Below are 25,016 nucleotides of genomic sequence, written 5' to 3'. Positions count from 1 at the left end.
GACACTGCCAGGCATCAAACAAAGGTTATCAGAGTGACATCTGGTAATAGTGAGGTCGCAGAAGCGATTTCACCGGTATCAAGCGATACCGCATGAAAGAATCGGTGGAGCGGTAGTTCAGTTGGTTAGAATACCTGCCTGTCACGCAGGGGGTCGCGGGTTCGAGCCCCGTCCGTTCCGCCACTTATTAAGATTATGCCTGCTAGTTTTAGCGGGCATAATGTTAAGAAAAATTTAGGGGCGTAGCTCAGTTGGTAGAGCACCGGTCTCCAAAACCGGGTGTCGCGAGTTCGAGTCTCTCCGCCCCTGCCATATTAAAACCCTTTGCTTAGGCAAAGGGTTTTTTGCTTCAAAGCTCCCAAACCTATCACACCTAAAACCCCCTCCGTTGAATTGCCATTCACAACCCAGTGACGTTATCCAAGGCGCAATTAAGTTCTTAGAAAGACAAGATCATGATGGGCATCTGCCGGCTTTCAGAAGACGATATGCATGTTTGGGCTAGGCAGCTAGCTAAAACACTGTAGAAGCCGTTATGGCGCCCTAGATTGCGGTATTTAAAGGTATTTTCAATAACTGGCGGATGAGCGGTTGCTGGTCGCTATTTTGCAACCACACGGCATAGAGTGGGCGAACAACGGCTGGCATATCGGCTGCTGCAACCAATCCCGGGTATTCCTTTTCCCACTGACTGGGCAGAAAAGCACAGCCTCCGGTAGTTTCCAGCAATTGACGCGTTAAGTGCGCCGAAGTGGTGGTCAGCATTGGTATGTTTTCGCTTTCCAGCATGCGGCTTTCCTGCTGATGAAAGTCAGCTCCCCATTCCAGCTTGATATAAGACATTGGTGCCTGTTTATCACGCAGAACTGAGGAAAATAACCGTAGCGAGAAATTCCCCAGTAACTGGCTCGCCAACTCATCCATTTTGGGTGGCTCAGTGGTAATCAGCAAATCGAGTTGCCTTTCATGTAGCTGTTTCACCAACGAATGGCGTAACGCAACCCTTGCCTCCAATTGTAAGGCTTCCCGCTGTTGGTAGAGAGACTGTAACCATGGGGTCAAGTAGGCCTCCCACAGTGATGCTGTCGCACCGATTGAAAGTTCGGTGTGCTGTAATGTCCTCACAACTTCCTTTTTTGCCAGTTGCCAAGTATTCATCAGGCTTTCAGCATAGGGCAGTAACCGCTCGCCGGCTGGTGTCAGCCGAATATTATTACGGTGACGGGTGAATAAATTTGCACCTAATTGATTTTCAAGCTGGCGGATGCGGAAACTCACTGCTGACTGCGTTAAGTACAGGGATTCCGCTGCCCGGCCAAAGTGACGCGTTCTACTGACCTCCAAAAAGGTTTTCAGTAATTCGGTATCCACACCTATCTCCAATTTTTTTTGTCGTTAAGATTTAAATGTTTTGTTTTACACAATGTCAAGCCTATCTAATACTCCGCGCCATAAACAGCACGGCCATGAGAGAATTAGGAGCGTGTCAGATGGCGGATAGCTACACCACAAACAATCGTTTTTTTGATAATAAACACTATCCTCGCGGGTTTTCCCGCCACGGCGATTTCACCATTAAAGAAGCGCAATTGCTAGAGCGTTTCGGGTATGCGTTTAACGAGTTGGACGCAGGTAAACGTCAGCCAACCACTGAGGAGGAACAATTGTTCGTCGCAATGTGTCGTGGCGAGCGTGAACCCGTGACCGAACAAGAGAAAGTATGGGCCAAGTATCTGGCGCGCACTCGCCGCCCGAAAAAGTTCCATACATTGTCAGGTGGCAAGCCGCAAGCTGACGTAGTGGAAGATTACACTGATAGCGATGACTGATTTACTATGGGGCCCGTTGGCCCCATTTTTTACTCTAGGCTACGATGTAACTGCATTAACAACCGATCCATGCTGCGGTAGCTGAGTGCTTCGCTCAGGTGGCGTTTATCAATATCTTTTTCCCCGGCTAAGTCTGCCAATGTGCGCGCTACTTTCAGGATGCGATGCCAGGCACGCACCGATAGCCCCAGTTTGCTCAATGTCGACTCCAGAAAGTCCGCTTCTGCTGCTGGCAAATGGCAGTCCCGATCCACTTCGCGGTTATTGAGTAACGCATTCACCTTTCCCGCTCGCGTGAGCTGCCGTTCTCGTGCCTGCAACACTCGTTGGCGCACCTGCAGGCTGCTTTCACCAATGCTGCGTTGCTTACTCAGCATTCCGGGTGGTAACAGTGGGACCTCGATCGACAAGTCAAAGCGATCGAGAAATGGGCCGGAGAGTCGGCCAAGATAGCGCAGGACTTGCTGTGGCGGTGTGCGGTTATGCACACCTTGGTAGTGCCCGGTAGGGCTAGGGTTCATCGCTGCAATGAGCTGAACCCGGGCCGGAAAACGTACTTTGGCCATGGTGCGAGAAATCACGATCTCACCTGACTCGAGCGGTTCACGCAGTGCATCCAGCACTCGCCGCTCGAATTCCGGTAATTCATCAAGAAACAGCACGCCATTATGTGCCATGGATATTTCCCCTGGACGAGGTAATGAGCCCCCGCCAACCAGTGCTGCCATTGAAGCACTGTGATGAGGGGCGCGGAACGGCCTTTGTCGCCATGGCAGCGCTTCGTCGGGGTGATGCAGCAGGCTGGCAACCGCAACGCTCTCCAGAGCTTCCTGATCGCTCAATGGGGGTAATAAACCGTTGAGCCGGCTGGCTAACATGGTTTTGCCGGTGCCTGGTGGCCCGAGCAACAGCAGGTTGTGGCCACCGGCTGCGGCAATTTCCAGCGCTCGCTTTGCCTGCTCCTGGCCGATGATCTCCTGCAGATCGGCAGTTTCCACTGGTGTTTCTGCCGCAGGTGGGGCGACTGCGTTTGGCAGATTGCCCTTACCTTGCAGGAAAGCGCAAACTTCCAGCAAGTGTTCCGCTACTCGCGTATTGTTGTCTGGCAACAGACCCGCCTCTTTGCCATTGGCCGCCGCCAGAATCAATTCCCGGCCTGCTTCTGTTGCCGCTATTGCTGCCGGGATCGCGCCATTGACCGCTCTCAAAGTGCCAGAAAGCGCCAACTCGCCGAGAAATTCATAGCGCATCAGTTGGTCGGCAGGCAACTGCCCTGAAGCGGCGAGGATCGCCAGTGCAATAGGTAAATCATAGCGCCCACCTTCTTTGGGTAAGTCGGCGGGGGCCAGATTAACGGTGATCCGTTTAGCCGGAAAGGTGAAGCCATTGTTGATTAGCGCGCTACGGACTCGGTCACGTGCTTCTTTGACCGTGGTTTCCGGCAGACCAACTAATGCCAGGCCTGGCAAACCATTACTGATATGAACCTCCACGGTGACCGACGGGGCCTGAACGCCGATAGTGGCACGGGTATAAATTAGCGCCAGTGACATATTGCTCTCCTTGCTGAAGGCAACATGATGTGGGAGTTACGCAGGAGATGCGCGCAGAGAATGGCTGACTTGCGTGGTGATGTGTAATTAAAGTTTGCCTGATTCAGGCAATGAACACGAGTTTGCGCAACTGTACGCATTTCTCAGTAATATTGCTTAACAATCCGCCCTAGGTTTTGCTGAGGTTATGTCGCAGGGTAAAGTCACCGTTGCGGATGTTACCGTTTGAATTACTGGCAGTTTGCTTGAGGTATGACCAGATCACGATGAATAATAACGCAAAAAATTGTTGTCATCCCCCCTGCTGCTATGGTAACTCTGTAGGTATTAGTTCGACGCAAGCACAGTGAACAAGCCAATAATGAAAACCTTTATCCAAGTGATTAGCCTAGTCGTGATTAGCGTGGTGGTGATTATTATCCCACCGTGCGGGGCTGCACTTGGACGAATAAAGGCTTAGAAAACAAGCCAGAATCGCAAGAGAACCCCCGCACCGTCAGGTCCGGGGGTTTTTTTATGCCAAGAGTAAAGCAAAACGAGGAGCAGAGAATGAACAACGGAATAAAATCCTGCCTTTATCGCAGTAAGGCAGGGAAATAACCATGAATGGTGCTCAGTGGGTAGTTCAAGCGTTGCGTGCGCAGGGAGTGGATACGGTATTCGGCTATCCGGGCGGCGCAATTATGCCGGTCTACGACGCATTGTATGACGGCGGGGTAGAACACCTACTGTGTCGCCATGAACAGGGGGCGGCGATAGCGGCTATTGGTTATGCCCGCTCCAGCGGTAAAGTCGGCGTCTGTATCGCCACCTCTGGCCCTGGGGCCACTAATTTGATCACCGGTTTGGCGGATGCGCTGCTGGATTCAGTGCCGGTGGTGGCTATCACTGGTCAGGTCGGTTCCGCACTGATTGGTACTGATGCTTTTCAGGAGATCGATGTTTTGGGCCTGTCGCTGGCCTGCACCAAACACAGTTTTCTGGTGGAGTCTCTGGAAGCGCTGCCGGGTATTATGGCGGAAGCTTTCGCTATTGCCACCAGTGGCCGTCCTGGCCCGGTGCTGATCGATATCCCGAAAGACATCCAGTTGGCCCAGGGCGATTTACCGCCTCATCTGCTGCCAGTAGAGGCAGAACTGGAACACCCGGTGGCGGAACTGGCTCAGGCCAAGCGGCTGCTGGCTCAGGCACAAAAGCCAATGCTGTATATCGGTGGCGGTGTGGGTATGGCACAGGCGGTGCCAGCGCTGCGCGAGTTTATCGCGGTAACCCAGATCCCCGCCGTTGCCACCCTGAAAGGCTTGGGCGCTCCTGACGCCGAACATCCGTATTATCTCGGTATGTTGGGTATGCACGGCACCAAAGCGGCCAACTTTGCGGTGCAGGAGTGTGACTTGCTGATCGCCGTGGGTGCCCGTTTTGACGACCGTGTAACCGGCAAGCTGAACGCTTTTGCGCCGCATGCCAAAGTGATCCATCTGGATATCGATCCGGCAGAAATGAGCAAGCTGCGCCAAGTGCATGTTGCGTTGCACGGTGATTTGAAAACCCTGCTGCCAGCGCTGCAACAGCCGGTAAATATCAGCGCCTGGCAGCAACGGGTGGCTGAGCTGAAAGAGATGCACGCCTGGCGCTACGATCATCCTGGCCAGCCAATTTATGCCCCGCTGCTATTGAAGCAACTGTCGGAACGGACACTGGCGAATACCATCGTGACCACCGATGTGGGCCAGCACCAGATGTGGGCTGCGCAACATATGACTTTCGAGCGCCCAGAGAACTTCATCACCTCCAGCGGCCTGGGTACGATGGGCTTTGGTGTCCCCGCTGCGGTAGGTGCCCAGATAGCCAACCCTGAGAGCATGGTGATTTGCGTCTCTGGCGACGGTTCTTTCATGATGAACGTGCAGGAACTGGGCACCATCAAACGCAAGCAGTTGCCGCTGAAAATCGTTTTAGTGGACAACCAGCGTTTAGGGATGGTTCGTCAGTGGCAGCAACTGTTCTTTGACGGGCGTTACAGCGAAACCAATCTCTCTGATAACCCCGATTTCCTGATGTTGGCCAGTGCCTTCGGCATCCCCGGCCAGCGTATTACCCGTAAAGACCAGGTCGCAGACGCGCTTGATGCTTTGCTCAACAGCAAAGGGGCTTATCTGCTGCAGGTTTCTATTGATGAGCTTGAGAACGTCTGGCCGCTGGTACCGCCGGGCGCAGGTAACGAAACTATGTTGGAGAAAGTATCATGATGCAGCATCAACTCTCGATCCAGGCTCGCTTCCGCCCCGAAATGCTGGAGCGCGTATTGCGTGTGGTACGCCACCGTGGCTTTCAGGTTTGCGCCATGAATATGGCTGCGGGGATCAATCCCGACAATATTAATATTGAATTGACCGTTGCCAGCCAGCGCTCTGTGGATTTACTGTCATCACAGTTAAGTAAGCTGATGGATGTTTCCAGCGTTGAGGTTCAGCAACAGCTATCACAACAAATACGCGCCTGATTGCGCCACAAGGAATGGAACAATGACGAAGAAAGCCGATTACATTTGGTTCAATGGTGAGATGGTTCCCTGGGCTGATGCCAAAGTACACGTGATGTCACATGCGCTGCATTACGGCACCTCGGTATTTGAAGGCGTACGCTGCTATGATTCCCACCTGGGGCCGGTTGTTTTCCGCCACCGTGAACACATGCAGCGCTTGCATGATTCGGCAAAAATTTACCGTATGCCGGTGGAGCAAAGCGTCGATGAACTGATGGAAGCCTGCCGCGCAACATTGCGTAAAAACAATCTGGTGAGCGCGTATATCCGCCCGCTGGTGTTTATCGGCGATGTGGGTATGGGGGTGAACCCACCACCGGGCTATAAAACTGACGTGATTATCGCTGCGTTTCCTTGGGGCGCATATCTGGGCGAAGAGGCGCTGGAGCAAGGTATCGACGCGATGGTTTCTTCTTGGCACCGTGCCGCACCAAACACCATTCCAACCGCTGCCAAAGCGGGGGGTAACTACCTCTCCTCCCTGTTGGTGGGCAGCGAAGCACGCCGCCACGGCTATCAGGAAGGGATTGCGCTGGACGTTCATGGTTACATCTCTGAAGGTGCCGGTGAGAACCTGTTTGAAGTGAAAGATGGCGTGCTGTTCACTCCGCCATTCACCTCGTCTGCCTTGCCGGGCATCACCCGTGACGCGATCATTAAGCTGGCGCAGGATTTGGGGCTGGAAGTGCGTGAGCAGGTGCTTTCCCGTGAGTCACTGTATCTGGCGGACGAAGTGTTTATGTCTGGCACCGCAGCGGAAATCACCCCGGTGCGCAGCGTCGATGGCATCCAGGTCGGGATTGGCAAACGTGGCCCAATTACCAAGCAGATCCAGCAGGCGTTCTTCGGCCTGTTTACCGGTAAAACCGCAGATAAATACGGTTGGCTGGATCCTGTGAATCAATAATTAATTACTGACAATAAACATAAAATGAATTCATTTGGAGTGAAAAAGCATGCCTAAGTACCGTTCCGCCACCACCACCCATGGCCGCAATATGGCGGGTGCCCGCGCATTATGGCGCGCGACCGGGATGACCGATGCCGATTTCGGCAAACCGATTATTGCGGTGGTCAACTCTTTTACCCAGTTCGTCCCGGGTCATGTGCATCTGCGCGATTTGGGTAAGCTGGTTGCAGAACAGATCGAAGCCTCCGGCGGCGTGGCGAAAGAGTTCAACACCATTGCCGTGGACGATGGGATCGCCATGGGGCACGGCGGTATGCTGTATTCCCTGCCGTCGCGTGAACTGATCGCCGACTCGGTGGAATATATGGTCAATGCCCACTGCGCCGATGCGATGGTGTGCATCTCCAACTGTGACAAAATCACCCCAGGGATGATGATGGCGGCAATGCGCCTGAACATCCCGGTGATCTTCGTTTCCGGCGGCCCGATGGAAGCCGGTAAAACCAAACTGTCAGATAAAATTATCAAGCTGGATCTGATCGATGCGATGATCCAGGGGGCCAACCCGAACGTCAGCGATGCCGACAGCGAGCAGATTGAACGCTCCGCCTGCCCGACCTGTGGTTCCTGCTCCGGCATGTTTACCGCTAACTCGATGAACTGCCTGACCGAAGCACTCGGCCTGTCGCAACCGGGTAACGGTTCGCTGCTGGCGACCCACGCCGATCGTAAAGAGCTGTTCCTCAATGCCGGTAAGCGCATTGTCGAACTGACCAAGCGTTACTACGAGCAAGACGATGAAAGCGCCCTGCCGCGCAATATCGCCAATAAAGCCGCGTTCGAAAACGCCATGACGCTGGATATCGCCATGGGCGGTTCCACCAACACCGTATTGCACCTGTTGGCCTCGGCGCAGGAAGGCGACGTCGACTTCACCATGGCGGATATCGATCGCCTGTCGCGCAAAGTGCCGCATTTGTGCAAAGTGGCACCGAGCACGCAAAAGTACCATATGGAAGACGTGCACCGTGCTGGTGGTGTGATCGGCATCCTGGGTGAGCTGGATCGCGCTGGGCTGTTGAACCGCGATGTGGGTAACGTGCTGGGGCTGAGCCTGCCGCAGACGCTGGAAGCTTATGACGTAATGCTGACCAAAGACGCAGCGGTGAAAAAAATGTATGCCGCTGGCCCGGCGGGCATCCGCACCACGCAGGCATTCTCGCAGGATTGCCGCTGGGATTCGCTGGATACTGATCGTCAGGAAGGTTGTATCCGCACGCGTGAGCATGCTTACAGCCAGGACGGTGGCTTGGCGGTGCTGTATGGCAATCTGGCTGAAGACGGCTGTATCGTGAAAACCGCAGGCGTGGACAAAGACAGCCTGCTCTTCCGTGGCCCGGCCAAAGTGTATGAGAGCCAGGAAGATGCGGTAGACGCGATCCTTGGTGGCAAAGTCGTGGCTGGCGACGTGGTGGTGATCCGCTACGAAGGGCCGAAAGGCGGGCCGGGCATGCAGGAAATGCTCTATCCGACCACCTATCTGAAATCCATGGGCCTGGGCAAAGCCTGTGCCTTGATCACCGATGGCCGTTTCTCTGGCGGTACTTCAGGTTTGTCGATCGGTCACGCATCACCGGAAGCCGCCAGCGGCGGCATGATTGGCTTGGTGCAGGACGGCGATATGATCGATATCAACATCCCGCAACGCGCTATCGCTCTGGACGTATCTGAGAGTGAGCTAGCTGCCCGCCGCGAAGCGGAACTGGCGCGCGGTGACGCTGCCTGGACGCCAAAAGCCCGTGAACGCCAGGTTTCCTATGCGCTGCGCGCTTACGCGACGCTGGCTACCAGCGCCGATAAAGGCGCAGTACGCGACAAAAGCAAGCTCGGGGGCTAACACACATGGCGGTTTCCCTTCCCTTATCCGACGCCCCCTGTGGGGCGGAATACCTGCGAGCGGTGCTGCGCTCGCCAGTTTACGAGGTGGCTCAGGTCACCCCGTTGCAGGCGATGGATAAAATCTCTGCGCGTTTGGGCAATACCATTCTGGTGAAGCGTGAAGATCGCCAGCCGGTGCACAGCTTCAAGCTGCGCGGGGCTTACGCAATGATCGCCAGCCTGACGGAAGAACAGAAAGCGCATGGCGTGATCACCGCTTCGGCGGGGAATCACGCGCAGGGCGTAGCGTTTTCCGGCAACCGGTTGGGGATCAAAACCCTGATCGTGATGCCGGTATCCACCGCAGACATCAAAGTCGATGCGGTACGCAGTTTTGGTGGTGAAGTGTTGTTACACGGTGCCAATTTCGACGAAGCCAAAGCTAAAGCGATAGCGCTCTCTCAGCAACAGGGGATGACCTTTGTGCCGCCGTTTGATCACCCGATGGTGATCGCCGGGCAGGGCACGCTGGCCATGGAACTGCTGCAGCAAGACGCGCACCTGGATCGGGTTTTCGTCCCGGTCGGCGGTGGCGGCTTGGCGGCGGGTGTGGCGGTGCTGATCAAGCAACTTATGCCGCAGATCAAAGTGATTGGTGTGGAAGCCGAGGATTCAGCCTGCCTGCGTGCGGCGCTGGATGCTGGGCAACCGGTGGATTTAGCGCGTGTCGGGCTGTTTGCCGAAGGCGTGGCGGTGAAACGTATTGGCGACGAAACCTTCCGCCTGTGCCGCGAGTATCTGGACGATGTGATCATCGTCGACAGTGACGCAATCTGCGCAGCGGTGAAAGATCTGTTTGAAGACGTGCGGGCCATTGCTGAGCCTTCGGGGGCATTGGCGCTGGCCGGGCTGAAGAAATACGTGCAGCAGCACAATATTCAGGGCGAGCGCTTGGCGCACATCCTTTCCGGTGCCAACGTGAACTTCCATGGTTTGCGTTATGTTTCCGAACGCTGCGAACTGGGTGAACAGCGTGAAGCGCTGCTGGCGGTGACCATTCCAGAACAGAAAGGCAGCTTCCTGAAGTTCTGCCAACTGTTGGGTGGCCGTGCGGTCACCGAGTTCAACTACCGTTACGCCGATGCCGATCATGCGTGCATTTTCGTCGGTGTGCGTTTAACGCGTGGCCGTACCGAGCGGTTGGAGATCATCAACGAGTTGAACAGCGGTGGCTATCAGGTCGTGGATCTGTCTGACGATGAAATGGCGAAACTGCACGTGCGCTACATGGTCGGCGGGCGGCCTTCGAAACCGCTGCGTGAGCGCCTGTACAGCTTCGAATTCCCAGAGTCGCCCGGCGCATTGCTCAAGTTCCTGCAGACGTTGGGAACCCACTGGAATATTTCCCTGTTCCATTACCGCAGCCATGGCACTGATTTTGGCCGCGTACTGGCGGGTTTTGAGCTGTCGCAAAGCGAGCCGGAGTTCGAGCAGCATCTGACGGCGTTGGGCTACGATTGTCACGATGAAACTCACAATCCATCATTCCGTTTCTTCCTGCAAGGCTGAAATCAGCGACAAGGGCAGCGCATGGCTAATGAGTTCACCGGTTTCAGTCAGCAAGGGTTGAATTTTCTTCAGCAGGTGCGGATTGAGAACGACAAAGAGTGGTTTGAAGCGAACCGCGATGTGTATGATCGTGAGCTGTTAACGCCGTTCCGTGCGCTGGTGGAAGCACTCAGCCAGGCGATGCTGGCGATCGATCCGTACTTCGAAACCCGGCCAGCGATTGGTAAAACGCTGTCGCGTATACACCGCGACACGCGTTTCTCCCATGATAAATCGCGCTACCGTAGCCGCATGTGGTTAACGTTCAAACGGCCCAGCAAGGATTGGAAAGACGCGCCAGTGTATTTCTTTGAGCTGGGGCCGGACATGCTGCGTTACGGATTAGGCTATTACAGTGCCAACAAACCGACGATGGACCTGTTCCGCCACACGCTGCGGCAGCGGCCACAGCCGTTTTTAGCGGTGTCCGCGTGCTGCCGTGCGCCGTTTGAACTGGTGGGCGAAAGCTACAAACGCCCGCTGGTGAAAGAGCAGGCTCCTGAGATCGCCACCTGGTACAACCGCAAATCTTTTGCGGTGATGGTCACCGACAACCAGGTGGAAAAACTGTTCAGCGCCGAGCTGGTTTCCCTGCTGACGCAAGGCTTCCTGCAGCTAGAACCGCTTTACCATTGGTTGATGCAGGTCGAAGCGATGAAGCAGATCGATCCAGCAGATCTATGAATGCCCGTCGTCTTTCAAACCGTAGCGTTGTTGGCTGCGTTTGCACACCCCAGTCACTTACTTGGGTAAGCTCCTGGGGATGTGCTCACTTGCCGCCTAGCTACAATTTGAAATCCATAGGGCATTGTTATCTTTCTCTTTCAAACCGTAGCGCTATTAGCTTCGTTTAAATTATTTTGGGTAGAGCAATTGCCAGAACGCCTCGATCAGCGGTTCATTGAGGCGTTTTTTCTGCACGCAAACGCCCAGTTCGAACGGTTCAACCATGGAAATATTGTCCAGCGTTGAAATGCGATTGCGCACCGGTTCCGGGCTATTGTCCACCACCACGCTCGGGATCAGCGCGATGCCGCAGCCGAGGGCGACCATCGAAACAATCGCCTCGTGACCGCCGACGGTGGCATAAATCAATGGGTTGGCAATGCGCTGGCGGCGGAACCACAGCTCGATACGTTTGCGTGAAGGGCCGTGCTCCGGCAGGATAAAGGGGATATTGGCCCAGTCAGGTTGATCGGCAAAGGCCTGAGCGCGTACCGCGCACGGCAGGGCCGGGGCAATCAGCACCAGCGGGATCTCGCCAATTTGGGTGAAGGCCACGCTGGTGGGCAGGGTTTCTGGCCGCCCGGCGATGCCGAGATCGGCCTCGTTGGACTGCACTTTGTCCACCGCATCGGCGGCATCGCCAGTGGTCAGCTTGATTTCCACCAAGGGGTGCTGGGCGCGGAAGCGATCCAGGATCGGCGGTAAATGGCTGTAGGCAGCGGTAACTGAACAGAATAACCGCAGTTCGCCGCTCAGCGAGGGGCCGTGCTGGCCAAGCGCATGCTTGAGTTGCTGATATTGCAGCAGCGTTTGCTGGGCAAACACTTTCAGCTGTTCACCGGCGTCAGTCAGTTGTACGGTGCGGTTGTCGCGCAGAAACAGCGCTTGCCCAAGCGTTTCCTCAAGCCGTTGGATCTGGCGGGAAAGCGTAGACGGGCTGACGTGCATCGCTTTAGCGGTGCGGCCAAAGTGATGGCTTTCAGCCAGATGCAGAAACAGTTTTAGATCACGTAAATCCATATCAGTACGCTCGCAGCGAGAGTGTTGCATAAATTGCAATATCACATTCGTAATATATCAATTTAAGCAACACAATTCCTGTTATACATTGAACGCAACCTGTCCCGCATGAACCGAGCGGGGAATGAACCTTACATCTTACCGGAGTAAACCATGGCTAATTATTTCAACACATTGAACCTGCGTCAGCAGTTGGCGCAATTGGGTAAGTGCCGTTTTATGGCGCGTGACGAGTTTGCTGATGAAGCGGGCTACCTGAAAGGCAAAAAAGTGGTGATTGTCGGCTGTGGTGCGCAGGGGCTGAACCAAGGTCTGAACATGCGTGATTCCGGCCTGGACGTAGCCTATGCGCTGCGTAAAGAAGCTATCGAAGAGAAACGCGCTTCATGGCGTAAAGCCACTGAAAACGGCTTCAAGGTAGGCACTTATGAAGAGCTGATCCCACAGGCCGATCTGGTGGTTAACCTGACGCCAGACAAGCAGCACTCTTCTGTAGTGCGTGCCGTACAGCCGCTGATGAAAGACGGCGCAGCGCTGGGTTACTCCCACGGTTTCAACATCGTTGAAGTGGGTGAGCAAGTGCGTAAAGACATCACCGTAGTGATGGTAGCGCCTAAGTGCCCAGGTACTGAAGTACGTGAAGAATACAAGCGTGGTTTCGGTGTGCCGACCCTGATCGCCGTTCACCCGGAAAACGATCCAAAAGGCGAAGGCATGGCGATTGCCAAGGCATGGGCAGCAGCAACCGGTGGCCACCGTGCGGGCGTGCTGGAATCTTCCTTCGTAGCAGAAGTGAAATCGGATCTGATGGGTGAGCAGACCATTCTGTGCGGCATGTTGCAGGCCGGTTCTCTGCTGTGCTTCGACAAACTGGTAGCTGAAGGCACCGATGCGGCTTACGCAGAAAAACTGATTCAGTTCGGTTGGGAAACCATCACCGAAGCGCTGAAGCAGGGCGGGATCACCCTGATGATGGATCGCCTGTCCAACCCAGCTAAACTGCGTGCTTACGCGCTGTCTGAACAACTGAAAGGCATCATGGCTCCGCTGTTCCAGAAACACATGGACGACATCATCTCTGGTGAATTCTCCAGCGGTATGATGGCTGACTGGGCGGCAGATGATGTGAAACTGCTGACCTGGCGTGAAGAGACCGGTAAAACCGCGTTCGAAAACGCTTCACAGTTTGCGGGCAAAATCAGCGAGCAGGAATACTTTGATCACGGCGTGCTGATGGTCGCTATGGTGAAAGCGGGCGTTGAACTGGCGTTCGAAACCATGGTGGATTCCGGCATCATCGAAGAGTCTGCTTACTACGAATCACTGCACGAGCTGCCACTGATCGCCAATACCATCGCGCGTAAGCGTCTGTATGAAATGAACGTGGTGATCTCGGATACTGCGGAATACGGTAACTACCTGTTCGCCAACGCGGCAGTGCCGTTGCTGAAAGATTTTATGAAAACCCTGCAGGCGGGCGATCTGGGTAAATCTGTTGCTGGCACTTCGGTTGACAACGCCCAACTGCGTGACGTGAACGAAGCGGTGCGTAACCACCCCATCGAATCTGTTGGCCGCAAACTGCGTGGCTACATGACCGATATGAAACGTATTGCGGTTGCGGGCTAAACGCTATTACTGTTGGTCTTAGTATGCTGAGGCCAGTAGAAAGACAAGGGGGAGCTTAACGGCTCCCCTTTCTTTTTAAAAACGTCTTTAGGTTTTGAGCGGTTGTTTTCTGGGTAAATAAAATTGCATTACAATGCAAATATCACTTGGGAATTCAGGCGGGCAGATGTTTACCGTAATCTACCACTATGAAGCTGAAAAGGAAGTCAAGGCGTTACCCCCGATTGTTGGTGCGAAGCTATCAAGGCTAATCAGTAAGTTGGAAATCGACCCACGTCAGCTGAGAGAACTGGATACAAAACCGCTAGGCAATGGAATTTATGAAATTCGGACTATGGGGAGGGATATCGCTCGTGGTTTGTGGGTATACCAAAAAGGGGAGAGAATTTTTTTACTGAGAGTGTTTATTAAAAAGACACCAAAAACCCCCACAGAGTGAGATCGATTTGGCTATACAGCGTTTAGAGGAGATGCTGAATGACAAAGTATAAAACTCATGCACAAGTACAGGCTGAAATGATGCAGAACAGCGAGTTTAAGACCGCACTTGAAGAGGAAATGCGCAAAGAGCATTTACAGGCAACGCTGGCAGAATGGCGTAAAATCGCCGGTTTAACCAGTGCTCAGGTAGCCAAGGCGATGGGTGTGAATGCCTCAACTGTCAGCCGGATGGAGAACAACGTAACAAAGTCCAGTATTGAAACGATCGTTCGCTATGCTAAAGCCTGTGGCATTGAGCACCCCACCCTGTCATTTTGATCTGAATGAGAAAGGCCAGCATTGTCGCTGGCCTTTTTGCATCCTCAATGGCGGAGAAGTTACTGCGGCATGGCCTCACGTGGGATGATGGCCCCACGGTACTGAATTACCGTGCTGGCGGTCAGGTGGCCACGTTGGGCGGCGCTCACCGCATCGCCGCCGATCAGGCGGAGTGCCAGATAACCCGCGCTGAATGAGTCACCGGCGGCGGTGGTATCAATCACTTTCTCTTTCGGCAGTTTCACCGCAGGGACGTCATACGTCTGCCCGTCGGCGCTGAATACCAGGCAGGAGTCTGCGCCGCGTTTGATAACGATCTCATTCACGCCGAAATCGCGCGTGCGGCTCACCACCCGCTCAACCGGTTGTTTACCCCACAGCAGATCTTCATCATCGAGCGTCAGGAAAGCAATGTCGGTGCAGGACAGGATATCGCGGTAGGCCTGCTGGGTTTCGTCCTTGCTTTGCCACAGACGTGGCCGATAGTTGTTGTCAAAGATCACTTTGCCACCGTTGGCCCGGCACTGGCGCAGCAGGTTCAGCAGTTTTGCCCGGCTGGCAGGGTTGAGGATCGCCACGCTGATGCCGCTGAGGTACAGATAATCAAACTGTGCCAGCTGTGCGCACAGGCTTTCTGCCTGCGGGCCGTCCAGCCAGTAACGGGCTGCGGCGTCGTTACGCCAGTAGTAGAAGGTGCGTTCACCGGTATCGTCGGTTTCGATCACATACAGCCCCGGCAGCTTATTCTCCAATTGCTGAATCAGATCGGTTTTCACCTGTTCCTGCTGCCAGGCGTGCAACATCTCCTTGCTGAAGCTGTCGGTACCGAGTGCGGTAACGTAATGCACGTTCAGTGCCTGCTGCGGAACCTGACGGGCAATGTAGACTGCGGTGTTGAGGGTGTCACCGCCGAATCCGCGGCTGAGATCTGCGCCTTTCTGCGACAGTTCGATCATGCATTCGCCGATTACGGCAAGCTTTTTGCTGTTCATGATAATCCCTGACTGATATGAGTTACATTTATACCCTTCATACTTCAAATTGCTTGGGTGTTGGCTGCGCACCGTCGCCCCAGTCACATAGTGGGCTATGCTCCTGGGGTCTCCGTTGCTGGCCGCCTACAAGCAATTCGAATTATTTTGGGTATAGTCTCAACGCAAGGGTAGGGGGTGTCAATAAAAATAAAACGGCGTTTTAATTATTTTATGATCGAGATCGGGAAACGTGGCGTTTCCCATCGTCCATCAGTGTAAGGCCGGTTATTTGGCGGCGGCGCGCAGGTCAGTCACGCTCTTGCCGCCGATACCCCAGTTGTCGGTCTCCACTTCTTCAATCACTACTACGGTAGTCACCGGGTTTTTACCCAGCGTATCAACCAGCAATTGCGTAACCCCGGCGATAAGCTGTTTTTTCTGCTCGGCGGTGGCACCTTCGCGGGTAATCTTGATATTGACGTAAGGCATCTCTATTCCTCTTTTTTATGGGCTAAGGTTGATAGCGATAATAACCAACTCTGGCAACGATAGGCTGACGAAGAGGAAAATAAAAGTGGCCCCTGTAGTCAGAGGCCGTGGAAAGGTTACAACGATTGATGGCGGGTTTCTTTCATCAATAAGAGGGCGATCAGCGTCAGGCTCGCCATGGCGGCCAGGTACATGCCAACGTAAAACAACCCGTAGTGGTTGGCCAGCCAGGTGGCGATATACGGAGCGACAGAAGCCCCCAGAATCGAAGCCAGGTTATACGAGAAAGAAGCCCCGGTATAACGGACTTCGGTCGGGAACAGCTCTGGCAGCAAGGCACCCATCGGGCCGAAGGTCAGGCCCATAATGCTCAGGCCGCACAGCAGGAAGGCCATCACCAGCACCTGATTACCGGAGCCCAACAGGCTCGGGAACGTGAAGGCGAAGGCGATCATCAGCAGGGTGATCACAATCATGGTTTTGCGGCGGCCAAAGGCATCTGCCAGCAAACCGGCGATCGGCACCATCACACCAAACCCAATTACCGCCACCATCAGCATCCACAGGAAGCTATTGCGCGAATAGCCCAACCCCAGTGGTTCTGCCGCCGTGCCGTAAGTCATGGAGTAGACGGTCATCAGGTAGAACAGCGTATAGGTCGCCAGCATGATAAAGGTACCGAGGATGGTGGCCTTCAAATGCTTGCTGAGCAGCGTACCGAGCGGGATTTTTACCTGCTTGCCCGCTTTGGCTACTTTGGCAAAGACCGGGGTTTCGTGCAGCGAAACACGCACGTACAGGCCAATCAACACCAACGCGGCAGAGAGAATAAATGGCACACGCCAGCCCCAGGTCATGAACTGCTGGTCGGTTAGCAGCCAGGAGAGCAGCAGGAAGGTACCGTTGGCAAAGAAGAAACCGATTGGCGCGCCCAACTGAGGGAAAGAGCCGTACAGCGCACGCTTGTGCGCGGGCGCATTCTCGGTGGCCAGCAAGGCAGCACCGCCCCATTCCCCGCCTAATCCAAGACCCTGACCAAAGCGGGCTAACGCCAGCAGGATGGGGGCGAGGATGCCGATGGTTTCGTAGCTTGGCAGCAAGCCGATCAGCACGGTGGAAATCCCCATGGTTAGCAGCGAGGCAACCAGCGTCACCTTGCGCCCGACACGATCACCGAAGTGGCCAAAGAGTGCAGAGCCGATTGGCCGGGCCACAAAGGCGATAGCGAAGGTGGCCAGCGATTGTAGCGTTGCCGCAGCAGGATCGCCTTGTGGGAAGAAAATATGCGGGAAGACGATAACGGCGGCGGTGGCGTAAATATAGAAATCGAAGAACTCAATGGCGGTACCCACCAGTGAGGCGACAATCACTTTTCTTCGGGAATTAACCGGTGTAGACACCTCTTCGGTGTCTAGGGTTGTTGCGATGGAGGCTTGCATAGTTGTTTCTTATATTCTGGATTTGTAAAAAGCCATTCTAGTCACAGCAAAATACCTTTTCAATGACGTAACTTTGTACAATTCTGTGGATAACCTGCTAAAAAGACTAATGTTTTAATGTCTGGTTTGTATTTGGTTTTAAACGTGGCTAAATAATAAATATGCAGAGGTAACGGCGGTAAAATAGGAAAAGAAAAGTTGCAAGCTAGTGGGTTGTGCTGGTTTTCGCTATTGGCTGGAGATTAGGCCTTCGTCTAGGGTAAACATCCAGCCGGGGATGGTGCTTTACTTCGCCACCTGGTCTTCTTGGTACTGCGCCGTGGCGATCCAGGCGGCACAAAACAGCGTCAGACGGGCAAAAAAGTAGAAAAATGCCATCAGGCCAATCACCGAGCCAAACGCTGCGCCGGAAGGCGATCTGGCGACCTGTGGCAGCGTCATGGTCATCACAAACTTAATCACTTCAAAACCGATAGCGGCAAGTAACGTACCGCGCAACAGGGCCTTTTTCTTCGGCTTATGGCGCGGCAGCATCCAGAATATCCACAGAAACAGCAGATAATTGGCAAAGATGGAAATGGACAACGCAATCAGCGTCATCGCAGGCCGCAGCCATTCGATGCCATCCAGCCCAAGCGCATGCACGATAGCGGCCTGAGCGGAACCGGCGATCGACGTCAACGAAAGCGTTACGATCAGGGCAATCAGCAAACCGGTCAGGGAAACAAAGTCACGCGTGTAGCGGAAGTAGATTTTTTCCTGATCCTGCGGGTTACGTTCCCAGACATCACGCGACTGAGCGCGGATCGCTTCACGTAAGTTCCCCATCCAACTGATACCCGAATACAACGCCAATGCCAAACCGGTGAGGCCAACGGTAGTACGTTGCTGAATTGCCGTATTCACGGTGTTCTTCAGGGTACTGGCGAGCGTAGGGTCGCTGATGCTGTTAACGATTTTACCGATCAGCTCAGCCAGCAGGTCCGGGTTGGAGGCTAGCACAAAACCCACCGCCGCAAATGAGACCATCAGGATCGGAATCAGTGAAAGAAAAGAGAAGTAGGTGATGGCTGCACCAAACTGGCTGCCCATGCGGTCGTTGAAGCGATCAGCGGCCCGTAACAGATGGGCGACGCTGGGCCAGGCTTTCACCTGCTCAACCAAACGGGAAAAGCCAGAGAGCGTGCGCTTTTGCGGCTGGTGAGGTGTTTTGTCTGGCCCTGTACGCATTACGTCATGATTCCTTAACGATAAAATAAGGCAGCCTCTCGTCATCTGCTGCAGAGGTTGTCACGTCGATTATACCAAAATGTGCCTGTGATGTGCCGTTGTGTCATTCACTACACATATGTTTTCAGTCGCATACCTTCAATTTTTATCTATTGACCCCCTAAGAAGGCGTTTACTCAACATAGGGTGCAGCGTTTTCACACGTGCTGTGCCTGTCGCAGCCGTAAGGGCTGAACGGGTTTATTTCTCATCAATAGAAAAAATGGAAGGTCCTATGAAATTATTCAATCACCCAAACTGTCGTCCATTTCTTGAAGCCGGTAACTTGTCACAAATTTCCGCTTACTATGAGGAGGAAAGGCACATCATGTGGATGATGCTGCGTGCTGAACCACGTCCATGCTTTAGCCATGCTCTCATTGAAGACATCATGACATTGGGGCATGCGGCAAAAGAATCGTCGCTGCAGTTTGACTTTTGGGTAACGGGTTCGCTGGTTCCCAATATGTTTAACGTCGGGGGCGATCTGAACTTCTTTGCCGAAGCGATCAAAAACCGCAAACGCGAATCGATGATGGCTTATGCACGGGCCTGCATTGACTGCGTTCACGCGGCCGCTCGTGGTTTTGATACCGGAGCGATCAGTATCGCCATGGTGGAGGGCAGTGCGCTGGGCGGTGGTTTTGAAGCGGCATTGGCACATCACTTTGTGCTGGCACAGAACAATGCACGCATGGGGTTTCCGGAAATTGCCTTCAACCTGTTCCCTGGGATGGGGGGATACTCGCTGGTAGCACGTAAGGCGGGTATGAAGCTGGCAGAAGAGCTGATCTGGACCGGTGAATCACACACGGCTGAATGGTTTGAAAGCCGTGGGCTGGTGGATCAACTGTTCCAGCCGGATGATGGTTACATGGCGACCCGTACTTTCATCGATACCATTCGGCCCAAGCTGAACGGTATGCGCGCCATGTTGCGTGCCCGCCAGCGGGTGCTGCAATTGACGCGCTCGGAACTGATGGATATCACCGAGGATTGGGTGCAGGCAGCCTTTACCATTGAAGAGAAAGATATTGCCTACATTGAACGCTTGGTGATGCTGCAGGATCGTCATGCGCAGAACCTGCTTCGTGCCGGGTAATTAATTAAGGCCATTAACGCTAGCCCGCATCCTTTTGCTGAGGTTGCGGGCTATACGATGTCAGCCATTGCTCCAGAGCCTCTGGGAGCATCGGTTGCGCAAACAGGAACCCCTGCTTTTCATTAACCCCGACGCTGTCCAGAAACTGGTTCTCGCTTTCTGTTTCGACACCTTCGGCAATCACCCGGAACTGCAACGCTTCGGCGGTAGCGACGATCGCCCGTATCAATGATTGCGACACCGGAGCGAGATTCACCCCGCGCACAAAGCTTTTATCCAGCTTGATCGCATCAAGCGGAATGCGTGCCAGCTGCGCCAATGAGGAGTAACCGGTGCCAAAATCGTCCAGATGCACCTGCGCACCGAGCGATCGCAAGCGGCCAATCACCTCTTGTACTCTGTTTTCATCTTCAATCAGGCTGCTTTCTGTTAACTCAAAATCCAGCGTACAGGGTGAGATCTGGTTTTCTTTCAGGACACGGATAAAATCGTCGACGACGCTGTCATCTACCAGTTGGCGTGGTGAGAGGTTCACTGCCACCCGCAACTTCAACCCTTGGCGTTGCCATTTTGCTGCCTGTTTGGCGGCAGTTTCTAACACCCAGCGGCCAAGCGGGGCGATCAGCCCGGATTCTTCGGCATACGAGATAAATTGCATCGGTGGGATCAGCCCACGTTCTGGTGAGTCCCATCGTACCAGCGATTCGACGCTGTGCACCTCACCGGTGCAAGTGTTGATCTTCGGCTGGTAATACACCACTAACTGGTTCTGCTCCAGCCCTTTACGCAGGTTGGTATCCAGCCACATATATTCCGCAACGCGCCGGTTCATTTCCGGTGAGAACACGGTAAAGGTGCGTTTACCGTTCTCTTTGGCAACGTACATGGCGGTATCTGCGCTGCGGATCAGGCTATCGAGATCGGCACCGTGTTCTGGGCACAGGGCAATACCGATTGAACAACCGGTATAGACCTCAATCAGGCCGATGCGGAACGGTATTTTCAGGCGATCGATAATGCGCTGTGAGAGTTCTTGCAGTGTGGCGGTGCTGTCGGCCTTGCGCACCAAGACCAGAAACTCATCGCCCCCCAACCGGGCCAGTATTTCCTCTTCTTTCAGGCAGCCGAGAATGGCGCGTGAAACCTCCACCAGCAAACGATCGCCAAACATATGGCCGTAGGCGTCATTCACTTTCTTGAAGTTGTCGAGATCGAGATAGACCAACCCGACATTGTTGTCGCCGCGTTCGTTAATTGCCTGGTTGACGTAATCCTGAATAGCGTTGCGGTTTGGCAAACCGGTGATGGTGTCGGTGTTCGCCAGCACCCGCAGGCGTTCCTGCGCGCGGCGCTCTTCGGTAATGTCGGTGCCGGAGCAGATCAGGAATACTTCTTTCTTGCCGCTGCCGCTGTGCACGAATTTGTTGCGGAACAGGAATAACCGTTCACCTTTGACCGTTTTTATCCAGCGTTCAACCTCGTAAGAGGAGCCGTTACGAAAAAAACCGGCAATGTTCCGGCGTGAGGCGCTGGCCTCTTCCGGGCTCATAAACATCTGAAACACGTTTTTGCCGATCACATCCTGCTCTTGCAGGCCGGTGTATTCTTCACTCAGGCGGTTGAAGCGTTGAATGCGACCATGCTGATCAACAATCACAATCACTGAATTCGCTTCAGAAACAACCTGCTCGGCAAATGACAGGCCGTGTACCAGATCGCGAGCAACGGCTTGTGTATCGGTGTAGGCGGAGGCGGTGCCCGCCCATTGCTGTTTATTGACCCGGCGGCCTACCAGGTGGAGGTGAATCGGTTGGCCACCTAACAGAATGGTGATGTCCAGACTGGCGGTGATCCCGCTCAGGCGGCGAATTTTGGCCGCCTGCAGTTCGCTTAGCGCCACGGCGATGTGGGTTTTGCCTTTAATCGCTGTCAGTTCCAGAGCATTGCTGTCAAAGGCCAGATGCCAATAGGGGCTGCTGGTGCCAAAGTGGGCGTTAAGTAGCGTAGGGCCTTGGTCTGCGAGCATGATCGTTCCTCAAGAAAGCAGAGTAATCGGGCATTTCTGATGGGGGAACGGCTGACTTTAGGCCCGGTAACGCAGAGATCCCCATCAGGTAAACCGCCTTTTGTGAGTCATCGGGTAGCAGTGGAACAATTATAGAGGCAATTTTCGCTTTACCAGGTCACTTTTGCTTAAGGAATATCTGAAATAGAGTGTAAAAGAGAACTGCCAAGTGTGCGAAAATCGGTTGTTTTCCACCTTATCCAGCCAGAGTTATCGCTGGGGTGAAAGCGCGAGCAGGCAAAAATAGAGCGGTTCACCTGTTGGCGTAATGCAAACTTTCAAATTACCGACACCTTATCCATAATTTATTCATAATTGATGCATAAAGCTATTTAATGTTTTAAAAAGTTTACACTCCATCGCATTACTCTATGTTCATCAGACTACTATTATTTTCGACGACACGATGAGCCTGTTAACGTACAGCGCTCCTGATGAAGAGTAATTTTGAGGAAATAACTATGCGTAAACTGATGGCTTTATTTGTTGCTTCAACTTTAGCATTGGGTTCTGCTTCTGCAGCTCTGGCCGCTGATACTGCAGCACCCGCCACGGGTACTGCCCCGATGAAAATGATGCATCACAATGGCTCAGATAAAGGTGGTCCGTTTGCCGGTTTGAATCTGACAGAACAACAGCGTCAACAAATGCGCGACATTATGAAAGAATCACATCAGAAGCGTGGCCCGCAGGCGAGTGATGAGCGCCAGGCATTGCATAACCTGGTTGCTGCAGAAAGCTTTGATGAAGCCAAAGCCAAAGAGCAGATTGATGCGATCGGTAAAGTGCAATCTGAGCGGATGCTGGAACGTGCCAGAGCGGAAAATAAAATGTATAACCTGCTGACTCCAGAGCAGAAAAAACAATACCAAGACAATTATCAAAAGCGTGAACAGAAGATGAAAGAACATATGAATAAAATGAAAGGGCAGCAGCCTGCCGCGCAATAATTAAGACTTCACCCGATGAAATGGCCGGATTAATATCTGGCCATTTTTTGTTGTGGCCGCCAAGCCATTTGAAGTATGACGAGGCTAATTATCCAGCCACAGGGACAATGGCATGAAATTGTTCTATCACCACATTCGCAAACAGCGGATCATTGATGTGATACGGTGTTTTAATCAACTGGCGCTTTGTGGTTTGCACCAGAGTTTGCTCCAGCGAAGCGATAAATGCACTCAGCGCTGCCGGATCCCAAAATGGTTGCCCTGGGGCATCCAGCGCGGAAACACCGCCAGTGGGTAATACGAAGCGGATCTCACCCTCGCAGGCATTGAGCTTTTCACCTATCCAACGGCCCATGTGCGTATTTTCTTCAACCGTTGTACGCATTAGCGTCACTTGAGTATTGTGATTGTAGAAATGTCGGTCGGCATAGTGGGCCGGGATAGTTTTCGGGTGGCCGAAATTGATCATATCCAGCGCTCCGCAGGACATCACACAGGGGATACCAGTACGGGCAATCGCACCAAAGCGATCTTCGTTACAGGCTAAAACCCCATCGAACAGATAGTCACAGACTTCGGTCGTCGTCAGATCCAACACGGCGTTGAGTAAATGGCTGTCGATCAGCTTTTCCATTGCCCGCCCGCCGCTGCCGGTTGCATGGAATACCAGGCAGTCCCACTCATTTTCAATCGCACGAGTGACGGCTTTGATGCAGGGCGTAGTGACACCAAACATGGTCAAACCGGTGGCTGGTTTGCTGTCAGCCGCATCATCTACGTGAAAACGTATCGCCCCAGCAATCTGGTTGGCGGCATTGCTCAAGACTTTGCGTGAAATCCGGTTCAGCCCAGCAATGTCGGTGACTGAATACAGCATGGCGATATCGCTGGCTCCGACATACCCGGAGACATCGCCTGCCGCCATACTGGACACCATTAATTTCGGCAGGCCAATCGGCAACTGCTGCATGGCCGGTGTGATGATGGCGGTTCCGCCAGAACCCCCTAAACCAAGCAGGGCGGCGACATCATGGCGTGTCAGCATGAAACGCTCGAAGGCGACAGCCATGGCGGCGATGGCCAAGCCACGATTACGGCAAAAAACGGCCTGCGCACCTTCGGGATGGTAACTGGCGATTTCTGCTGCGGAAACGTCAACCGGATAAGCAGAGGGCGTTCCTGAAGTGGAAAGATCGAGCGTCAGTGGGGGTAAACCGAGATTGGCGAGCAGATTGCGTACATACTCCAGCTCTTGTCCTTTGGTATCTGCTGTGGTAGCAATATAGACAAAAGCCGGGGTGTGTCTCATCGTTTGTTCCTGGAAAAAGGTTCGGACAGATGTCCGAACAGTTTGATTATAAAAATAATTATTATTTTAGCTTTGGAACCCTGGTGTTGGACAATAAGATACGACAGCTTGTTTTGTAGACATAATGAGACTGCAGTATCATTTATGCAAGTGTTAATTAGCCAATAATGTGATAAATATCTCGTTATTGGCCGTTTTAGCTTGTTTTTTGTGCTGGTGGACCAGGATCCTGCCGGTTACGCTTTTACCGTATCTGCTCCAGGGCTGGATGATACGAGGAAGTTCGAGGTTGACGTGCCAATAAACGCATTCCCCGCGCCGCGGGATGAATCTCTGACGCATACCAGAGCCAAAACCCGCCATTTGCTGCTGAGTAGCGCCATGGCGCTCTACGACAGCGGAGTATTCCCTTCTATCACTGAACTGGCGGCGCATGCGCAGGTTTCCCGCGCGACAGCCTATCGCTATTTCCCCACCCAAAGTGCACTGATTGCCGCTGTGGTGACAGAAAGCCTGGGGCCGATCCTTGAATGGCAACCGCAAGATGACGACGCACTGAAACGCATTCAGCAACTGCTGGCGTTTGCTTATCCGCAGATGGAGCGGCATGAGGGGGCACTGCGTGCGGCGCTGCAATTGTCGTTGCAACAGTGGGCCCATGCTACGCCAGGCGAAAAGTTTGTGCGCGGTAACCGTAAGCGCCTGTTGAAACTGGCGGTGGAACCGTTGGAACACAAATTGCCGCCAGAGGCGTTGCAGCGCGTGATTCATGCATTCTCGCTGATTTATGGTTCAGAAGTTTTCTTGGTGTTGAAAGATATCTGGGGTTTAGAGCTTGATGATATTCAAGATGTCACCCAATGGATGGCAAAAGCCATCATTCGCCAAGCCGAAGAAGACGCGAGGAATAAGTAAGGATAAGAGCCTATTGGGATAGGCTCTAAGTCAGTTTCTGGCTATTA

22 protein-coding genes, 2 tRNA genes and 1 pseudogene are annotated in these 25,016 nt (G+C 53.6%); 16 read left to right on the top strand and 9 right to left on the bottom strand.

Annotated elements, in window-relative coordinates; genetic code table 11:
- The first annotated feature begins 106 nt into the window (after positions 1 to 106).
- Together IV04_RS22010 and IV04_RS22005 are read left to right on the top strand one after the other, a co-directional pair.
- Positions 107 to 183, top strand: a tRNA-Asp gene (locus tag IV04_RS22010).
- A 53-nt stretch (positions 184 to 236) separates the two neighbouring features.
- Positions 237 to 312, top strand: a tRNA-Trp gene (locus IV04_RS22005).
- A gap of 231 nt (positions 313 to 543) precedes the next feature.
- Here the strand turns inward: IV04_RS22005 and hdfR are convergent.
- Positions 544 to 1,371, bottom strand: a complete 828-nt coding sequence (gene hdfR, locus IV04_RS22000; RefSeq protein ID WP_037403387.1) for an HTH-type transcriptional regulator HdfR — start codon at positions 1,369 to 1,371, stop codon at positions 544 to 546.
- Between the two features lie 119 nt (positions 1,372 to 1,490).
- Between hdfR and IV04_RS21995 the strand changes: the two genes are divergently transcribed.
- The gene (locus tag IV04_RS21995) at positions 1,491 to 1,829 is read left to right on the top strand and encodes a DUF413 domain-containing protein (protein WP_037403386.1); all 339 of its coding nucleotides are present in this window, start codon (positions 1,491 to 1,493) and stop codon (positions 1,827 to 1,829) included.
- Positions 1,830 to 1,858: 29 nt separating this feature from the next.
- Here the strand turns inward: IV04_RS21995 and IV04_RS21990 are convergent, their stop codons facing one another.
- Positions 1,859 to 3,382: a YifB family Mg chelatase-like AAA ATPase gene (locus IV04_RS21990; protein ID WP_037403385.1), complete on the bottom strand. Its 1,524-nt coding sequence runs from the start codon at positions 3,380 to 3,382 to the stop codon at positions 1,859 to 1,861.
- Between the two features lie 361 nt (positions 3,383 to 3,743).
- Here IV04_RS21990 and ilvL point away from each other — a divergent pair, with 361 nt between their 5' ends.
- The 7 genes from ilvL to IV04_RS21960 all read left to right on the top strand — a co-directional run bounded on the left by ilvL (position 3,744) and on the right by IV04_RS21960 (position 11,007).
- Entirely contained in the window at positions 3,744 to 3,842 is a 99-nt protein-coding gene (gene ilvL / locus IV04_RS25550; protein WP_072010951.1) for an ilv operon leader peptide, read from the top strand.
- A 142-nt stretch (positions 3,843 to 3,984) separates the two neighbouring features.
- The gene (ilvG, locus tag IV04_RS21985) at positions 3,985 to 5,631 is read left to right on the top strand and encodes an acetolactate synthase 2 catalytic subunit (protein ID WP_037403384.1); all 1,647 of its coding nucleotides are present in this window, start codon (positions 3,985 to 3,987) and stop codon (positions 5,629 to 5,631) included.
- Positions 5,628 to 5,885, top strand: coding sequence for an acetolactate synthase 2 small subunit (gene ilvM / locus IV04_RS21980; protein WP_037403382.1), 258 nt, complete (start codon positions 5,628 to 5,630; stop codon positions 5,883 to 5,885). The genes ilvG and ilvM overlap by 4 nt, the downstream gene beginning before the upstream one ends.
- A 22-nt stretch (positions 5,886 to 5,907) precedes the next feature.
- The gene (locus IV04_RS21975) at positions 5,908 to 6,834 is read left to right on the top strand and encodes a branched-chain amino acid transaminase (RefSeq protein ID WP_037403380.1); all 927 of its coding nucleotides are present in this window, start codon (positions 5,908 to 5,910) and stop codon (positions 6,832 to 6,834) included.
- A gap of 49 nt (positions 6,835 to 6,883) precedes the next feature.
- Positions 6,884 to 8,734: a dihydroxy-acid dehydratase gene (gene ilvD / locus IV04_RS21970; RefSeq protein ID WP_037403378.1), complete on the top strand. Its 1,851-nt coding sequence runs from the start codon at positions 6,884 to 6,886 to the stop codon at positions 8,732 to 8,734.
- A gap of 5 nt (positions 8,735 to 8,739) precedes the next feature.
- Positions 8,740 to 10,284 (top strand): threonine ammonia-lyase, biosynthetic, encoded by a 1,545-nt coding sequence (gene ilvA / locus IV04_RS21965; RefSeq protein ID WP_037403376.1) that lies wholly within the window; start codon positions 8,740 to 8,742, stop codon positions 10,282 to 10,284.
- 21 nt (positions 10,285 to 10,305) lie between these two features.
- Positions 10,306 to 11,007, top strand: coding sequence for a DUF2461 domain-containing protein (locus IV04_RS21960; RefSeq protein ID WP_037403374.1), 702 nt, complete (start codon positions 10,306 to 10,308; stop codon positions 11,005 to 11,007).
- Between the two features lie 171 nt (positions 11,008 to 11,178).
- Here the strand turns inward: IV04_RS21960 and ilvY are convergent, their stop codons facing one another.
- Complete coding sequence (gene ilvY, locus IV04_RS21955) at positions 11,179 to 12,069, bottom strand: HTH-type transcriptional activator IlvY (protein WP_037403394.1); 891 nt, start codon at positions 12,067 to 12,069, stop codon at positions 11,179 to 11,181.
- 153 nt (positions 12,070 to 12,222) lie between these two features.
- On the opposite strand from ilvY, the gene ilvC reads away from it, so the two are divergent.
- The 3 genes and pseudogenes from ilvC (at position 12,223) to IV04_RS21940 (ending at position 14,457) form a co-directional block, all read left to right on the top strand.
- A complete protein-coding gene (gene ilvC / locus IV04_RS21950; RefSeq protein ID WP_037403373.1) occupies positions 12,223 to 13,698 on the top strand; it encodes a ketol-acid reductoisomerase in 1,476 nt (491 codons plus the stop codon).
- Positions 13,699 to 13,864: 166 nt separating this feature from the next.
- Positions 13,865 to 14,189: pseudogene (locus tag IV04_RS21945) on the top strand (type II toxin-antitoxin system RelE/ParE family toxin).
- Positions 14,176 to 14,457 (top strand): helix-turn-helix transcriptional regulator, encoded by a 282-nt coding sequence (locus tag IV04_RS21940; protein ID WP_037403372.1) that lies wholly within the window; start codon positions 14,176 to 14,178, stop codon positions 14,455 to 14,457. The pseudogene IV04_RS21945 and the gene IV04_RS21940 overlap by 14 nt, the downstream one beginning before the upstream one ends.
- Before the next feature lie 59 nt (positions 14,458 to 14,516).
- Here the strand turns inward: IV04_RS21940 and IV04_RS21935 are convergent, their stop codons facing one another.
- From IV04_RS21935 to yhjD, 4 genes are all read right to left on the bottom strand, one after another.
- Positions 14,517 to 15,449, bottom strand: coding sequence for a sugar kinase (locus IV04_RS21935; protein WP_037403370.1), 933 nt, complete (start codon positions 15,447 to 15,449; stop codon positions 14,517 to 14,519).
- Between the two features lie 267 nt (positions 15,450 to 15,716).
- A complete protein-coding gene (locus IV04_RS21930) occupies positions 15,717 to 15,920 on the bottom strand; it encodes a 2-hydroxymuconate tautomerase family protein (protein ID WP_037403369.1) in 204 nt (67 codons plus the stop codon).
- A 116-nt stretch (positions 15,921 to 16,036) separates the two neighbouring features.
- The gene (locus IV04_RS21925) at positions 16,037 to 17,359 is read right to left on the bottom strand and encodes an MFS transporter (RefSeq protein ID WP_037403368.1); all 1,323 of its coding nucleotides are present in this window, start codon (positions 17,357 to 17,359) and stop codon (positions 16,037 to 16,039) included.
- Between the two features lie 285 nt (positions 17,360 to 17,644).
- The gene (gene yhjD, locus IV04_RS21920) at positions 17,645 to 18,589 is read right to left on the bottom strand and encodes an inner membrane protein YhjD (RefSeq protein ID WP_051916940.1); all 945 of its coding nucleotides are present in this window, start codon (positions 18,587 to 18,589) and stop codon (positions 17,645 to 17,647) included.
- Between the two features lie 274 nt (positions 18,590 to 18,863).
- Between yhjD and IV04_RS21915 the strand changes: the two genes are divergently transcribed.
- Complete coding sequence (locus tag IV04_RS21915; protein WP_037403367.1) at positions 18,864 to 19,730, top strand: crotonase/enoyl-CoA hydratase family protein; 867 nt, start codon at positions 18,864 to 18,866, stop codon at positions 19,728 to 19,730.
- Between the two features lie 19 nt (positions 19,731 to 19,749).
- On the opposite strand, the gene pdeR is transcribed toward IV04_RS21915, so the two are convergent.
- Complete coding sequence (gene pdeR / locus IV04_RS21910) at positions 19,750 to 21,756, bottom strand: cyclic di-GMP phosphodiesterase (RefSeq protein WP_037403365.1); 2,007 nt, start codon at positions 21,754 to 21,756, stop codon at positions 19,750 to 19,752.
- Between the two features lie 500 nt (positions 21,757 to 22,256).
- Between pdeR and spy the strand changes: the two genes are divergently transcribed.
- Positions 22,257 to 22,745, top strand: coding sequence for an ATP-independent periplasmic protein-refolding chaperone Spy (gene spy / locus IV04_RS21905; protein WP_037403364.1), 489 nt, complete (start codon positions 22,257 to 22,259; stop codon positions 22,743 to 22,745).
- 88 nt (positions 22,746 to 22,833) lie between these two features.
- Here spy and IV04_RS21900 read toward each other — a convergent pair whose 3' ends face one another.
- The gene (locus IV04_RS21900) at positions 22,834 to 24,054 is read right to left on the bottom strand and encodes a Tm-1-like ATP-binding domain-containing protein (protein ID WP_037403362.1); all 1,221 of its coding nucleotides are present in this window, start codon (positions 24,052 to 24,054) and stop codon (positions 22,834 to 22,836) included.
- Positions 24,055 to 24,348: 294 nt separating this feature from the next.
- Here IV04_RS21900 and IV04_RS21895 point away from each other — a divergent pair, with 294 nt between their 5' ends.
- Positions 24,349 to 24,969, top strand: coding sequence for a TetR/AcrR family transcriptional regulator (locus IV04_RS21895; RefSeq protein WP_037403391.1), 621 nt, complete (start codon positions 24,349 to 24,351; stop codon positions 24,967 to 24,969).
- Positions 24,970 to 25,016 lie beyond the last annotated feature (47 nt).

This window comes from Serratia sp. Ag1, from assembly GCF_000743355.1.
Taxonomy (GTDB): domain Bacteria; phylum Pseudomonadota; class Gammaproteobacteria; order Enterobacterales; family Enterobacteriaceae; genus Chania.
Note: the sequence above shows the minus strand (reverse complement) of the source record. Positions and strands in the feature narration are given on the sequence as shown.